The sequence below is a fragment of the Kitasatospora sp. NPDC004240 genome, assembly GCF_053603215.1.
In genome coordinates, this window is sequence record NZ_JBSGFD010000060.1 from 1 (window position 1) to 14,488 (window position 14,488).

At 72.4% G+C, this 14,488-nt stretch carries 13 protein-coding genes and 1 pseudogene; 5 read left to right on the forward strand and 9 right to left on the reverse strand.

Going from position 1 to position 14,488, the window contains the following annotated elements; all coding sequences use genetic code 11:
* Positions 1–118 (reverse strand): annotated as a pseudogene (locus tag ACWEQL_RS18165) (acyl-CoA dehydrogenase); the annotation flags it as partial.
* A 225-nt stretch (positions 119–343) separates the two neighbouring features.
* Between ACWEQL_RS18165 and ACWEQL_RS18170 the strand changes: the two are divergent.
* A complete protein-coding gene (locus ACWEQL_RS18170) occupies positions 344–1,681 on the forward strand; it encodes a UDP-glucose dehydrogenase family protein (protein ID WP_452151269.1) in 1,338 nt (445 codons plus the stop codon).
* Positions 1,682–1,737: 56 nt separating this feature from the next.
* The gene (locus tag ACWEQL_RS18175; protein WP_452151270.1) at positions 1,738–2,151 is read left to right on the forward strand and encodes a CoA-binding protein; all 414 of its coding nucleotides are present in this window, start codon (positions 1,738–1,740) and stop codon (positions 2,149–2,151) included.
* A gap of 20 nt (positions 2,152–2,171) precedes the next feature.
* On the opposite strand, the gene ACWEQL_RS18180 is transcribed toward ACWEQL_RS18175, so the two are convergent.
* From ACWEQL_RS18180 to ACWEQL_RS18190, 3 genes are read right to left on the reverse strand one after another with little or no spacing between them, the layout of a single operon-like run.
* Entirely contained in the window at positions 2,172–3,383 is a 1,212-nt protein-coding gene (locus ACWEQL_RS18180) for a dipeptidase (RefSeq protein WP_452151271.1), read from the reverse strand.
* 23 nt (positions 3,384–3,406) lie between these two features.
* Positions 3,407–3,931, reverse strand: coding sequence for a 5-(carboxyamino)imidazole ribonucleotide mutase (gene purE, locus ACWEQL_RS18185; RefSeq protein ID WP_452151272.1), 525 nt, complete (start codon positions 3,929–3,931; stop codon positions 3,407–3,409).
* Positions 3,928–5,067 (reverse strand): 5-(carboxyamino)imidazole ribonucleotide synthase, encoded by a 1,140-nt coding sequence (locus ACWEQL_RS18190; protein ID WP_452151305.1) that lies wholly within the window; start codon positions 5,065–5,067, stop codon positions 3,928–3,930. The genes purE and ACWEQL_RS18190 overlap by 4 nt, the downstream gene beginning before the upstream one ends.
* A 246-nt stretch (positions 5,068–5,313) precedes the next feature.
* On the opposite strand from ACWEQL_RS18190, the gene ACWEQL_RS18195 reads away from it, so the two are divergent.
* Together ACWEQL_RS18195 and ACWEQL_RS18200 are read left to right on the forward strand one after the other, a co-directional pair.
* On the forward strand, positions 5,314–5,859 hold the full coding sequence (locus tag ACWEQL_RS18195) for a GtrA family protein (RefSeq protein WP_452151273.1): 546 nt from the start codon (positions 5,314–5,316) through the stop codon (positions 5,857–5,859).
* Positions 5,860–5,963: 104 nt separating this feature from the next.
* Positions 5,964–6,659 (forward strand): ester cyclase, encoded by a 696-nt coding sequence (locus ACWEQL_RS18200; RefSeq protein ID WP_452151274.1) that lies wholly within the window; start codon positions 5,964–5,966, stop codon positions 6,657–6,659.
* Positions 6,660–6,706: 47 nt separating this feature from the next.
* Here ACWEQL_RS18200 and ACWEQL_RS18205 read toward each other — a convergent pair whose 3' ends face one another.
* Both ACWEQL_RS18205 and ACWEQL_RS18210 read right to left on the reverse strand, forming a co-directional pair.
* Positions 6,707–7,951, reverse strand: coding sequence for an ATP-binding protein (locus ACWEQL_RS18205; RefSeq protein ID WP_452151275.1), 1,245 nt, complete (start codon positions 7,949–7,951; stop codon positions 6,707–6,709).
* Positions 7,952–8,018: 67 nt separating this feature from the next.
* Positions 8,019–8,693 carry a response regulator transcription factor gene (locus ACWEQL_RS18210; RefSeq protein WP_452151276.1) on the reverse strand — a complete coding sequence of 225 codons (675 nt, stop codon included), beginning with the start codon at positions 8,691–8,693 and terminating at the stop codon, positions 8,019–8,021.
* Positions 8,694–9,031: 338 nt separating this feature from the next.
* On the opposite strand from ACWEQL_RS18210, the gene ACWEQL_RS18215 reads away from it, so the two are divergent.
* Positions 9,032–10,540 (forward strand): peptide MFS transporter, encoded by a 1,509-nt coding sequence (locus tag ACWEQL_RS18215; protein ID WP_452151277.1) that lies wholly within the window; start codon positions 9,032–9,034, stop codon positions 10,538–10,540.
* A 100-nt stretch (positions 10,541–10,640) separates the two neighbouring features.
* Here ACWEQL_RS18215 and hutI read toward each other — a convergent pair whose 3' ends face one another.
* The 3 genes from hutI to ACWEQL_RS18230 all read right to left on the reverse strand — a co-directional run bounded on the left by hutI (position 10,641) and on the right by ACWEQL_RS18230 (position 14,481).
* Positions 10,641–11,810: an imidazolonepropionase gene (hutI, locus tag ACWEQL_RS18220; protein WP_452151306.1), complete on the reverse strand. Its 1,170-nt coding sequence runs from the start codon at positions 11,808–11,810 to the stop codon at positions 10,641–10,643.
* Between the two features lie 146 nt (positions 11,811–11,956).
* Positions 11,957–13,306 (reverse strand): formimidoylglutamate deiminase, encoded by a 1,350-nt coding sequence (locus ACWEQL_RS18225; protein WP_452151278.1) that lies wholly within the window; start codon positions 13,304–13,306, stop codon positions 11,957–11,959.
* The gene (locus ACWEQL_RS18230; RefSeq protein ID WP_452151307.1) at positions 13,297–14,481 is read right to left on the reverse strand and encodes an allantoate amidohydrolase; all 1,185 of its coding nucleotides are present in this window, start codon (positions 14,479–14,481) and stop codon (positions 13,297–13,299) included. Before ACWEQL_RS18230 ends, ACWEQL_RS18225 begins: the two co-directional genes overlap by 10 nt.
* Positions 14,482–14,488: the final 7 nt, after the last annotated feature.

Genomic DNA, 14,488 nt, shown 5'->3' on the forward strand with positions numbered 1-14,488 from the left:
CCGCCGCGAACGGCGCGATCTTCGCCTCGGCCAGCGAACGCACCGCCTCCCGGAGCATCTCGTGCTCCTCGGAGATCCGGAAGAGATCGAAGTCCGCCGCCCCTGCGCTGCCCGCCATGTCCGCCTGCCTCGTTCGCGTGGTGAAGAGAGATGGGATCCAAGATCGGTTAATGACCGTTCAGTAGATCCTAGGGACTCCGGCCCGGCGGTGCCTAGGCTCGTCGGCCCCGCGACCTCGCATGTCGCCCGCCGCGGTCGTGACGGGATCGCGCCGACGGGCACCCCGCGCGGCCGGATAGCATCGGGTCCCGGCCACCGTCGACATCCACCTGAAGGGGAACCCGTGACCCTGCGCATCTCCGTGATCGGTACCGGTTACCTCGGCGCCACCCACGCCGCCGCGATGGCCGAGTTCGGCTTCGAGGTGCTCGGGCTGGACATCGACCCCGAGAAGATCGCCACCCTGACCGCCGGCCGGATCCCGATGTACGAACCGGGCCTGTCGGAGCTGCTGCTCAAGCACGTGGCGGGCCACGAAGGGTCCACCGGACGGCTGCGCTTCACCACCTCGATCGAGGAGGTGGCCGAGTTCGCCGACGTGCACTTCGTCTGCGTCAACACCCCGCAGCGCAAGGGCGAGTTCGCGGCCGACATGAGCTACGTCGACGCGGCCTTCGACGCGTTGGCCCCGCACCTGACCCGTCCGGTGCTGGTGGTCGGCAAGTCCACCGTCCCGGTCGGCTCGGCGGGCCGGCTGGCCGAGCGGCTGGCCGCGCTGGCGCCCGTCGGCGAGGACGCCGAGCTCGCCTGGAACCCGGAGTTCCTGCGCGAGGGCTTCGCCGTCCAGGACACCCTGCGCCCGGACCGGATCGTGGCGGGCCTGCACAGCGAGCGCGCCGAGCGGCTGCTGCGCGAGGTGTACGCGGAGCCGATCGCGGCCGGGGTGCCCTTCGTGGTCACCGACTACGCGACCTCCGAGCTGGTGAAGACCGCCGCCAACTCCTTCCTGGCCACCAAGATCTCCTTCATCAACGCGATGGCGGAGGTCTGCGAGGCCGCCGGCGCCGACGTGACCCGGCTGAGCGAGGCGCTGGCGTACGACGAGCGGATCGGCGGCAAGTTCCTCAACTCCGGTCTCGGCTTCGGCGGCGGCTGCCTGCCCAAGGACATCCGCGCCTTCATGGCCCGGGCCGGGGAGCTGGGCGCCGACCAGGCGCTGACCTTCCTGCGGGAGGTCGACTCGATCAACATGCGGCGCCGCTCCCGGATGGTCGAGCTGGCCCGCGAGCAGTGCGACGGCGGCTTCCTGGGCCGCCGGGTGGCCGTGCTCGGCGCGGCCTTCAAGCCCAACTCGGACGACATCCGGGACTCCCCCGCGCTCAACGTCGCCGCCCAGATCCAGCTCCAGGGCGCCCAGGTCACGGTGTACGACCCCAAGGCGATGGACAACGCCCGCAAGATGTTCCCGGGCCTGTCCTACGCGGAGTCCGCGATGGAGGCCGCCGAGGGCGCGCACGTCGTCCTGCACCTGACCGAGTGGCAGGAGTTCCGCGCGCTGGACCCGGCCGAGCTGGGCGCGGTGGTCGCCGAGCGCCGGCTGCTCGACGGCCGCAACGTGCTGGACGCCGACGCCTGGCGCGCGGCCGGCTGGACGTACCGCGCCCTGGGCCGCCCCAGCTGAGGCCTCCCGGGGGCCCGTCGGGGAATCCCCGGCGGCGGACCGTCGTTCCATCCGGCATGACGAGCTATGGCGACGAGGCGACGGTCCGCGACATCCTCACGGGCTCCGGGGACACCTGGGCCGTGGTCGGCCTCTCCAACAACACCGCCCGGGCCGCGTACGGCGTCGCCCGGGTGCTCCAGCGCTTCGGCAAGCGGATCGTGCCGGTCCACCCGAAGGCCGAGACGGTGCTCGGCGAGCAGGGCTACCGCTCGCTGGCCGAGATCCCGTTCGAGGTCGACGTCGTCGACGTGTTCGTGAACTCCGCGCTGGCCGGCGCCGTGGCCGACGAGGCGGTGGGGATCGGCGCCAAGGCCGTCTGGTTCCAGCTGGGCGTGATCGACGAGGCCGCGTACGGGCGGACCCGGGCCGCCGGGGTCTCGATCGTCATGGACAGGTGCCCGGCGATCGAGATCCCCCTGCTGGACTGAGCGGCGCCGGCCCGGGCCGGTCAGGCGCCGTCCAGCTCCGCGATGGTGGCGATGGACGGCCGCCGGGTGCGGCGCAGTCCGGCGGCGACCGTCTCGGCGTCGCGCAGCACGCGCACCGCGTTGTGCCAGGTGAGCTTGGCGAGGTCGGCCGGCGACCAGTTGCGGCGCAGCAGCTCGGCGATCAGGTTGGGGTAGCCGGAGACGTCGTCCAGGCCGGCCGGCAGGAAGGCGGTGCCGTCGAAGTCGCCGCCGATGCCGATGTGGTCGACGCCGGCCACCTCCCGCATGTGGTCGAGGTGGTCGGCGACGGTGGCGGCGGTGGCGACCGGGCGCGGGTTGGCCGCCTCGAAGGCGCGCTGGCAGTCCATCCCGGCGGGCGTGGTGTCGAGGTGGTCGAAGCCGTGGGCGCGCATGTTCTCGTCCGCCGCGACGGTCCACTCGATGGCCGCAGGCAGGATGAACTTGGGCACGAAGGTGGCCATCGCGATGCCGCCGTTGTCGGGCAGCTGGGCGAGGACGTCGTCGGGGATGTTGCGGGGGTGGTCGCAGACGGCGCGCGCGGAGGAGTGCGAGAAGATCACCGGCGCCTCGGTGACCCGCAGCGCGTCGCGCATGGTGTCGGCGGAGACGTGCGAGAGGTCGACCAGCATGCCGAGCCGGTTCATCTCCCGGACGACCTCCTCGCCGAAGCGGGTGAGGCCGTTGGCGCGGGGCTTGTCGGTGGCGGAGTCGGCCCACGGCACGTTGTCGTTGTGGGTGAGCGTCAGGTACCGCACGCCGAGCGCGTACAGGGCGCGCAGGGTGGCGAGCGAGCAGTCGATGGAGTGCCCGCCCTCGGCGCCCATCAGGGAGGCGATCCGTCCGTCGGCGCGGGCCGCCTCCAGCTCGTCGGCGGTCAGCGCGAGCCGCAGCCGTTCGGGGAAGCGGTCGGCGAGGGCGTGGACGAAGTCGACCTGCTCCAGGGTGGCGCTGACCGCGTGGTCGCCCGCCAGCCTGGCCGGGACGTAGACGGACCAGAACTGCGCACCGACCCCGCCCGCGGCGAGGCGGACGAGGTCGGTGTGCAGCCGGTCGCGCTGGTCGGCGGCCAGGTCGAGCGCGTCGAGGTCGTACCCGGCCTGCTCCCGCATCGCCCAGGGGAGGTCGTTGTGACCGTCCAGCACGGGGGTGTCGCGGAGCACGGCCCGGGCGCGGTCGAGCAGGGCGGCGGAGTCCAACAGCTCAGATGTCATACGAGCTGTTCTATCCGATTTGACTACTTTCCAAAGCCGAACGAGGAGGAACCCGCCACCTTGGCCCGCAGCTTCTTGCCCTTCTCGGTGGCCTGGCTGTTCAGCTCGGCCTGGAAGTCGGTCATCCGCTCCGCCAGCTCCGGGTCGAACGCCGCCAGCATCCGCACGGCCAGCAGACCGGCGTTGCGGGCGCCCGCGACCGAGACGGTCGCCACCGGCACGCCGGCCGGCATCTGCACGATCGACAGCAGGCTGTCCATGCCGTCCAGGTAGCGCAGCGGCACCGGCACGCCGATGACCGGCAGCGGGGTCACCGAGGCGAGCATGCCCGGCAGGTGGGCGGCGCCGCCGGCACCCGCGATGATCGCCTTCAGCCCGCGCCGGTGCGCGTCCTCGCCGTACGCGACCATCTCGCGCGGCATCCGGTGGGCGGAGACGACGTCCACCTCGTAGGGGATCTCGAACTCGTCGAGTGCCTGGGCGGCGGCCTCCATGACGGGCCAGTCGGAGTCCGAGCCCATCACGATGCCAATGAGCGGAGTCGTCATTCGGTGATCGTTCCTCGCAGGTAGGCGGCCGCGTGGCGGGCGCGCTCGCGGACGTCGTCGAGGTCGTCCCCGAAGACGTTGACGTGACCGACCTTGCGGCCGGGCTTGACGTCCTTCCCGTACATGTGGATCTTCAGGCCCGGGTCGCGGGCCATGCAGTGCAGGAAGGCGTGGTACATGTCCGGGTAGTCGCCGCCGAGGACGTTGACCATGACGGTCCACCGGGCGCGCGGCCGGGGGTCGCCGAGCGGCAGGTCGAGGACGGCCCGCAGGTGGTTCTCGAACTGCGAGGTGACCGCGCCGTCCTGGCTCCAGTGCCCGGAGTTGTGCGGACGCATGGCCAGCTCGTTGACCAGGATCCGGCCGTCCCGGGTCTGGAACAGCTCGACCGCCAGGTGGCCGGTGATGTCCAGCTCGCCGGCGATCCGCAGGGCGAGCTGCTGGGCCTCGTCGGACAGCGCCGGGTCGAGGTCGGGCGCGGGCGCGGTGACCTCGGCGCAGACCCCGTTCTCCTGGACGCTCTCCACCACCGGGTAGGCGACGGCCTGGCCGCTGGGCGAACGCACCACGTTGGCGGCCAGCTCGCGGACGAAGTCGACCTTCTCCTCGGCCAGGACGGGCACGCCGGCGAGGAACGGCGCCTGCGCCTGCCCCTCGTCGTCGACCACCCAGACGCCCTTGCCGTCGTATCCGCCGCGGACCGTCTTGAGGACCACCGGGTACCCGGAGCCCTCGTTCGCGAAGGCCGTCACGTCGGCCGGGTCGGCGACGATGCGGTGGCGCGGGCAGGGCACGCCGATGGAGTCGAGCTTCGCCCGCATCACGCCCTTGTCCTGGGCGTTGACCAGGGCCTCCGGGCCGGGGCGGACGGCGATGCCGTCGGCCTGCAGGGCCCGAAGGTGCTCGGTCGGCACGTGCTCGTGATCGAAGGTGATCACGTCGCAGCCGGCCGCGAAACGGCGCAGGGTGTCGAGGTCGCGGTAGTCACCGAGGACGACGTCGGACACCACCTGCGCGGCGGAATCCTGGGGCGTGTCGGCGAGGAGTTTGAACCTGACCCCGAGCGGGATGCCCGCCTGGTGTGCCATGCGGGCCAGCTGCCCGCCGCCGATCATGCCCACCACTGGAAAATTCACATTGCCCGGGGAAGTCACCCCGCCAGGATATCCGGGCCGGTGGGAGGCCCGGGAACCGCTCCGCCCGGCGGCGCGGCCCGACCGGCGGTTGGCGGCCCGGGGCTGAGCCGAACGGAGGAAACGGGTAGCCTGGATGGCCAGGTCCTCGTACGCGTGATCCGATCATGTGCGTGCACGCAGGGCTGAAGGGCCGCAGCGCGATCGCCGCGGCCCTTTCGTCCGGCGGGCAGATGGAGGCAGCACGGCATGGCGAACGGCATGGCGACGACCGCCACCGAGAAACCCTCGCTGGTCCAGCGGGTGCGCGAGATCCGCGGCGAGGTACTGAAGTTCGCCCTGGTCGGCCTCAGCGGGGTCGCGGTCAACTTCGCCGTCTTCTGGCTCTGCATCAACGGCCTCGGCCTGGCCTCGCTGCGTTCCAACGTGGTCGCCACCCTGGTCGCCATCACCACCAACTACCTCGGCTACCGCTACTGGCTGTACAAGGACCGCGACGCCGCCTCCCGCAGGCGGGAGATCACCCTGTTCCTGGTGTTCAGCGGCGCCGGCATGCTGATCGAGACCGGCCTGCTGGGCTTCTCGGTGTACGTGCTGGGCCTGGACTCGCACTTCCAGCAGCTCGCCGCCAAGGTGATCGGCCTCGGGGTGGGCACGGTGTTCCGCTTCGTCTCGTACCGCACCTGGGTCTTCAAGGCGCTCCCGGAGCCGGCCGAACCGGTCGCCGCCGAGGTGGTCGCCCGGGCCGAACACGTGCTGGCGGCCGCGGAGAACCGGCTCGCCAAGGCCGAGTAGCGGCCCCGCTTGCCGCGCCCGGCGCGGCGGGAGGAGAGTGGTAGGCGAGGGCGAGCACGGTCGGCGGACGATCGGGACCGAGGGGGGCTCCCAGGAGGCTCGTCATGGCGTTCGTCCAGATCATCGACTGCAAGACCGACAAGGTGGACGAGCTCAACCGGCTCATGGACACCTGGGCCGAGCAGACCCGCGGAAAGCGGACCGCCAGCCACTCGGTGGTCGGCACGGACCGCTCCGACCGCAACCACGTCGTGGAGATCGTCGAGTTCCCCTCCTACGAGGAGGCCATGAGGAACTCCAACCTGCCCGAGACCGACCGGATATTCCGGGAGATGGTGGCGCTCTGCGAGGAGCCGCCGACCTTCACCGACCTGGACGTGGTCCGGGACGCGCAGTTCAACAAGACGTCCGCGGCCCGGGTGTTCGAGGAGATGGGCAAGGGCAACACCGCGGTCATCGAGCAGATGTTCGCGACGGACTACCACGACCACGACTTCGCCAACGAGACCGACAAGATCGGCATGGCCGCGATCAAGGCCGAGGTCGAGGAGTACCTGGCGGGCTTCGACTTCACGTTCACCATGGACGGCATGGTCGCCGAGGGCGACCAGGTGTGCTGCCGCTGGACGTGGAACGCCCGGCACACCGGCGAGTACCGGGGCATCCCGGCCACCGGCAAGGACATCGTCAGCCACGGCACCACGACCTTCCGCTTCGAGAACGGCATGATCAAGGAAGGCTGGTGGCACTGGGACGTCATGAGCGTGATGCGCCAGATGGGCGTCATGCCGGAGGGCTGAGCGGCCCCGGAGCGTTCGGTCCCGGTGGCCGCCGGTCCCGGTGGCCGCTAGTCCCGGTGGCTGCGGCCGAGGAAGAGCGCGAACACCGGCGGCCGCAGCGAGAGCAGTTCCAGCCGGCCGCCGTCCGCCTCCGCGAGGTCACGGGCGACGGCCAGGCCGATGCCGGTGGAGTTGCGGCCGCTGACCGCGCGCTCGAACACCCGGTTGCCCAGTTCGGCGGGGACACCGGCGCCCTCGTCCTGCACCTCGACGACCACCGAGGTGCCGGAGGGCCGGACCCGCAGGGTGATCAGGCCGGAGCCGTGCATCAGCGAGTTCTCGATGAGCGTGGCCAGCACCTGGGCGACCGTGCCGGGGGTGCCGACCGCCGTCACCCCGCGCAGGCCCTCGACCTGGAGCACCCGGTGGGTGCCGCGCAGCGAGGCGCCCCACTCCTCGACCTGCTGCTTGATCACCTCGTCCAGGTCGAAGGAGACCGCGGACGGGCTGCGCGGGTCGCGCTGGTTGGTGAGCAGCCGCTGCACCACGTCGGTGAGCCGCTCGACCTGCTGGAGGGCGATGCTCGCCTCCTCCTTGACGGTCTCCGGCTCCTCGGCGAGCGCGGTGATCTCCTCCAGCCGCATGGAGAGCGCGGTGAGCGGGGTGCGCAGCTGGTGGGAGGCGTCGGCGGCGAGCCGGCGCTCGGCGGTGAGCATCCGGGCGATCCGCTCGGCGCTGGCGTCCAGCACCTCGGCGACCCGGTCGAGCTCGGGGACGCCGTAGCGGCGGTCACGCCGGCGGGGGTCGCCGGAGCCGAGGCGCTCGGCGGTCTCGGCGAGGTCGGTGAGCGGACGGGCGAGCCGCTTGGCCTGCCAGACGGCGAGCGCCACGGCGGCCTGGACGGCCAGCAGGGCGACCACGCCGAGCAGCAGCAGCATGTTGCCGATCTCGTGGTCGACGGCCTCGCGGGACTGCTCGACGGTGACGGTCTCGCCGCTGAGGCCCTGCTCGACGGCCTGCAGCGGATGGTCACCGGGCGGCGGGGTGCCGATGGTGACGGTCGGCTGCCCGGGGATCGCCACCTCGACGTAGGTGCCCTCGGCGACCTGGTTGGCGAACTTCTCGCCGGTGACCGGCTCGCCCGCGGCGAGCCGGCTCTCCACCAGGGCGAGCACCCGGACGGCGGACGCGTCCACCCGGTCCTGGGCGGAGTTGACGATGGTGCGCTTCTCGACCAGGGCGAGCGGTACGCAGAACACCGCGACCACCACCAGGACCACGCCCAGCAGTGAGTTGATCATCCGGCGCTTCACGCGGCCGCTCCCGCCCTGTCGTACCCGGCTGGGTCGTTGCTCTCGGAGTTACTGGTTCTCGGAGTCGCTAGTTCTTCTCGAAACGGAAGCCGACACCGCGCACGGTGGCGATGTAGCGGGGGTTGGCGGCGTCGTCGCCGAGCTTCTTGCGCAGCCAGGAGATGTGCATGTCGAGGGTCTTGGTGGAGGTCCACCAGGTGGTGTCCCAGACCTGGCGCATGATCTCCTCGCGGGTGACCACCCGGCCGGCGTCGCGGACCAGCACCCGCAGCAGCTCGAACTCCTTGGCGGAGAGGGTCAGCTCCTCCTCGCCGAGCCAGGCCCGGTGCGACTCGATGTCGATCCGCACCCCGTGCGCGCCGGTGGTGAGCTGGTCGACGTTGCCGCGCCGCAGCAGCGCCCGGACGCGGGCGAGCAGCTCGGCGAGCCGGAAGGGCTTGGTGACGTAGTCGTCGGCGCCGGCGTCCAGGCCGACGACGGTGTCCACCTCGTCGGCACGGGCGGTGAGCACCAGGACGGGGCAGCTGCGGCCGTCCGCGCGCAGCCGGCGGCACACCTCCAGGCCGTCCATCTCGGGCAGTCCCAGGTCCAGGACGACGAGGTCGACGTCCTCCCCCAGTCCCGCGGCCAGTGCGGTCGGCCCGTCCTCGCGGACGAGCACCTCGTATCCCTCGCGTCGCAGGGCACGGGCGAGCGGTTCGGAGATCGCCGGATCGTCCTCGGCGAGCAGCACACAGGTCATGGGCCGATGGTAGTCCGCCGGGGTATGCCCCTCGGTGCTGTGAGGTAGTTCACAGAGAGTGATCGGCTCCACGGACGGCCCCTCGCGGCGCGCCGTTCGGCCCGTTTTGCCGATCACCAAAGGATCTCCCGTTTGATCTTGGATCCGAAGGAATTTGCGCGGCACTACCATGGATTGCTCGGGGTGGTCCGTCGGAAACTTGACCATCGCTATACCTAATTGGTGGGTTTTGTCAGCTGATGCCGCCAAATATCGCCACGTACAGTGGTTCCGTCCCCGTCCGGCCTCCACCCCCCTTGGCCGGCTCGGGCCCAGATCAGAGCAAGGAACCACCACTCATGGCGTCATCGACCCTGGAGGCGGGCGTACAGCGCCCCTCCTCCCCCGGCGGCAAGACCTTCCTGGGACACCCCCGCGGTCTGGCCACCCTCTTCATGACCGAGATGTGGGAGCGCTTCAGCTTCTACGGCATGAAGGCACTGCTCGTGTTCTACATGGTGGCCGAGACCGCCGAGGGCGGCCTGGCCATGCAGGTCGGCGCCGCCACGGCCGTCGTCAGCGTGTACAACGCGATGGTCTACCTGCTCGCCCTGCCCGGCGGCTGGATCGCCGACCGCTTCCTGGGCGCGCGCCGCACGGTCGCCGTGGCCGGCGCGGTCATCATGCTCGGCCACTTCATGCTGGCCGTCCCCTCGAAGGCCGCCTTCTTCGCCGGCCTCGGGGTCGTCGCGATCGGCTCCGGCCTGCTCAAGGCCAACATCTCCACGATGGTCGGCCACCTGTACGACGGCCCGAACGACCCTCGCCGGGACGGCGGGTTCACCGTCTTCTACATGGGCATCAACCTCGGCGCCTTCCTCGCGCCGCTGGTCATCGGCACCGTCGGCCAGAAGGTCGACTGGCACCTGGGCTTCGCCCTGGCCGGTGTCGGCATGGCGCTGGGCCTGGCCCAGTTCCTGCTCGGCAGCCGCCACCTGAGCGAGCGCAGCAGCGTGGTCAACAACCCGATCACCGCGGACGAGAAGCGCCGGGTGCTGCGGATGGCCGCCGCCTGGCTGGCCGCCGCCGCCGTCTTCTACGGCACCGTCGTGCTGTCCGGCTCGTTCACCCTGCAGTGGGTGCTGCTGCCGCTGTCGATCCTCGGCATCGCCATCCCGGCCGTGTACTTCGCCCGGGTGCAGCGGGACAAGGACCTCAGCGCGGACGAGAAGTCCAAGATGCGCGGCTACATCTGGTTCTTCGTGGCCGCCGCCCTGTTCTGGATGATCTACGACCAGTCGGGCTCGACCCTCAGCATCTTCGCCGAGGAGAAGACCTCCACCACGCTGCTCGGCTTCGACTTCCCGACCAGCTGGTTCCAGTCGCTGAACCCGCTCTACATCATGGCGCTGGCCCCGGTCTTCGCCTGGCTCTGGGTCTGGCTCTCCAAGCGCGCCAAGAACCCGAGCACCACCGCGAAGTTCGCCTTCGGCCTGCTGGCCATCGGCTCCTCGTTCCTGGTGATGATGGTCGCCATGGCCGTCGCCTCCGGCGACACCAAGGTCACCCCGCTCTGGCTGGCCGTGGTCTACCTGGTCCAGACCGTCGGTGAGCTGACCATCTCCCCGGTCGGCCTCTCGGTCACCACCAAGCTGGCCCCGGCCAAGTACGCCAGCCAGATGATGGGCGTCTGGTTCCTCGCGGTCACCGCGGGCAACTGCGTCACCGCGCTCACCCAGATGGTCGTGGGCGACGCCACCGGCTCCACCTGGTACTTCGCCGCCCAGGGCGCCCTGGCCATCCTGGCCGGCGTGGCGCTGGCGCTGTACCGCAAGAAGGTCAGCCGCCTCATGGGCGACGTGCACTGACGTCGTCGGACACCGCACCACGCGGCGAGGGCCGGTACGGGGATCCCGTACCGGCCCTCGGGCGTTCCTCCGGCTCCCGCCGTCGTGCGTCGCGGCCCGGTCAGACCTCGCGCACGCCCGCCCGCCAGACCGCGGCGGTCAGCGGCACGCCCGGCCGGTAGGCCAGGTGCACGTGCGAGGGCGCGTCCAGCAGCAGCAGATCGGCGCGGGCGCCCACGGCGACCGTGCCGACGTCGCTGCGGCGCAGCGCGTGGGCGCCGCCCGCGGTGGCGGCCCACACCGCCTCGTCCGGGGTCATCCCCATCTCGCGGACGGCGACGGCCAGGCAGAACGCCATCGAGCTGGTGAAGCTGGAGCCCGGGTTGCAGTCGGTGGAGAGCGCGACGGTCACGCCCGCGTCGAGCAGCCGGCGCGCGTCCGGATAGGGGGCGCGGGTGGAGAACTCCGCGCCCGGCAGCAGGGTCGCCACGGTCGCCGAGCCGGCCAGCGCCGCCACGTCCTCGTCGGTCAGGTGGGTGCAGTGGTCGGCCGAGGCCGCGCCCAGCTCCACCGCCAGTTGCACACCGGGCCCGTACGAGAGCTGGTTGGCGTGCACCCGGGGGGTCAGGCCGCGCTCGACGCCGGCGGTGAGGACCGCCCGGGCCTGGTCGCCGTCGAAGGCGCCCCGCTCGCAGAACACGTCCACCCAGCGGGCGTACGGCGCGCAGGCGTCCAGCATGTCGCCGGTGACCAGGTCGACGTACCCGGCCGGGTCCTCGGCGAACTCGGGCGCGACCACGTGGGCCCCGAGGTAGGTGGTCTCGGGGGTGTACGAGGCGGCGATCCGCAGCGCGCGGGCCTCGTCGGCGACGGTCAGCCCGTAGCCGGACTTGCACTCGATCGTGGTGGTGCCCTGGCGCAGCGCCTCCCGGACGAAGCGGGCCAGGTTGGCGTCCAGCTCGGCGTCCGAGGCGGCCCGGGTGGCGGCGACCGTGGTGCGGATGCCGCCGGCGGTGTACGACTGGCCGGACATCCGGGCGTTGAACTCGGCGGTGCGGTCGCCGGCGAAGACCAGGTGGGCGTGCGAGTCGACGAAGCCCGGCAGCAGGGCGCGGCCGGCCGCGTCGAAGCGCTCGTCGGCGGCGGGCGCCCCCTCGGCGGGGCCCACCCAGGCGATCTCGCCGCCGTCGATCACCACGGCCGCGTCGGTGAGCAGGCCCAGCGGCCCGGTCCCGTGTGCGGGGTCGTTGGTGACCAGGCTGCCGATGCCGGTGATCAGGGTGCTCGGGATGCTCACGTCCAGCCTCTCGGAGGGGGTTTCTCACGGCCCGGGGGCGGGCGGCGGGATCGGCCCCCGCCGCCCGCCCCCGGGAGGTTCACTCGGATGGGTCCGGCGGCCCCGCCCGGCCGTGGCAGGACGGGCCGCCGGGCGCCCGTTCAGCAGCTCAGCGCCGCGATCGAGTCACGCAGGGCCGCCGGGACGTCCGGCACCAGCTGGTGCACCCCGTCCTTGACCACGTGCCGGCCGCCGACCACCACGTGCCGCACGTCGGCGGCCGAGGCGGCGAACACCGCGATCTCGGCGCCCAGGTGGGAGGGCGGGCCGGCGGTGCGCACCGAGTCCAGCCCGATCACGGTGAAGTCGGCCAGCGAACCGGCCTCGATCCGCCCGGCCTCCGGCCAGCCCAGCGAGGCGTGACCGTCCTCGGTGCCCGCCCGCAGCAGCGAGTTGGCCGTCCAGTGGCCGCGGGTGCGGGTGCGCAGCCGCTCGTCCAGCTCCAGCGCCCGGGCCTCCTCGAAGGGGTCGATCACCGCGTGGCTGTCGCTGCCCAGGGTGACCGGGCAGCCGGCCGAGGCCAGCTGGCGGGCCGGGCCGATGCCGTCCGCGAGGTCCCGCTCGGTGGTGGGGCACATGCAGATGGTCGTGGAGGAGTCCGAGAGGAGCTTGATGTCCTCGTCGGTGAGGTGGGTGGCGTGCACGGCCGAGGTGCGCGGGCCGAGCGCGCCGTGGTCGGCGAGCAGCCGGGTCGGGGTGACGCCGTGCGCGGTGAGGCAGGCGTCGTTCTCGGCGGTCTGCTCGGAGAGGTGGACGTGCAGGGGCGCCTTGCGCATCGAGGCCCAGTGCGCGACGGTGCCCAGCTGCTCGGCCGGGACGGCGCGCACCGAGTGGACGGCCGCGCCGATCCGGGCGTGCTCGCGCGGCCGCAGGTCGGCGGCGCGGGCGGCCCAGGCGTCGGCGTCGCCGTCGCTGAAGCGCCGCTGCGGCTTGGTCGGCTCGGCGCCGAAGCCCGAGGACAGGTAGCAGGTGTCCAGCAGGGTGATCCGGATGCCGGCCCGGGCGGCGGCCTCGATCAGCGCCTCGCCCATCGCGTTGGGGTCGTCGTAGCGCACCCCGCCGGGCGCGTGGTGCAGGTAGTGGAACTCGCCGACCGCGGTGATCCCGGCCAGCGCCATCTCCGCGTAGACGGCGGTGGCCAGCGCCAGGTAGCTGTCCGGGTCGAGCGCCCCGGCGAAGCGGTACATGGTGTCCCGCCAGGTCCAGAAGGTGCCCGAGCCGACCTGGACGCTGCCGCGCAGCGCCCGGTGGAAGGCGTGCGAGTGCGCGTTGGCCTGCCCGGGGACCAGCAGGCCGTCCAACCGGACGGCGCCGGGCGGGCAGGGTCCGCTGTCCGGCGTCACCTTGGCGATCCGCCCGCCGGGGGCGGTGGCGATCAGCACGTCGTGCTCGACCACCGGCCCGTTGACGTGCGGCAGCCAGGCGTACCGCGCCCAGTAGGTTACTGACACGCCAGGTCCTCCAGTACGTCGGCGAGCGCGGCGACCCCGGCCAGGCAGTCGGCGGTCTCGGCGCGTTCCGCCGGGGAGTGCGAGACGCCGCTCGGGTTCCGTACGAACAGCATGGCGGTCGGGATCGCCGATGCCAGGATCCCGGCGTCGTGTCCCGCCCCGGTGGGCAGCACCGGGACCCCGCCCAGCCGCTTCGCCAGGCGGTCGCGCAGCGGGCCGTCGAAGTCCACCACCGGGGTGTACGACTCGCGGGTCAGCTCCACCCGTACGCCGTCGCGCCCGCCCCGCTCGTGGGCGGCCCGCTCGATCGCGTCGACCAGCCCGGTGAGGATCCCCTCGTCGGCGGCCCGCGAGTCCAGCCAGCCGCGGACCAGCGAGGCGATCGCGTTGGTGCCGTTGGGCTCGACCGCGACCTTGCCGAAGGTGGCCAGCGCGCCCGCGAGGGCCGCCTTCTCCCGGGCCGAGAGCACGGTGTCGGCGAAGGTCAGCATCGGGTCGCGGCGGTCCTCGATCCGGGTGGTGCCGGCGTGGTTGGCCTCGCCGTGGAAGTCGAAGCGCCAGCGGCCGTGCGGCCAGATCGCCGAGGCCACGCCGACCGGCTGCCCCTCGGAGAGGTAGCGGCCCTGCTCGACGTGCAGCTCGACGAAGGCGCCGATCCTGGCCAGCCGGTCCCCGTCCGCGCCGATGGCGGTGGGGTCCTGGCCGGCCCGCTCCATGGCGTCGGGCAGCCGGACGCCGTCGGCGTCGCGCAGCCCGTACGCCTGCTCGCGGCTCAGCACGCCGGCGCTGAGGCGCGAGCCCACGCAGGCCACGCCGAACCGGGCGCCCTCCTCGTCGCCGAAGTTGACGATCGCCAGCGGCCGGGTGAAGGCGGCGTTCCTGGCGCGCAGTTCGTCCAGCGCGGCGAAGGAGGACACCACGCCGAGCGGGCCGTCGAAGGCGCCGCCGTCCGGGACGGAGTCCAGGTGCGAGCCGGTGACGATCGCGCCCTCGCCGTTCGGGTCGCCGAGCCAGGCCCACTGGTTGCCGTTGCGGTCCAGCTCGTAGGTCAGGCCGCGGTCGCGGGCCTGCTCCTCGAACCAGGCGCGGCACTCGGTGTCGGCCGCGTTCCAGGCGAAGCGGCGGTAGCCGCCGGAGGAGGCGGAGCGGCCCACGGGGAGCAGCTCCGCCCACATCTCTTCG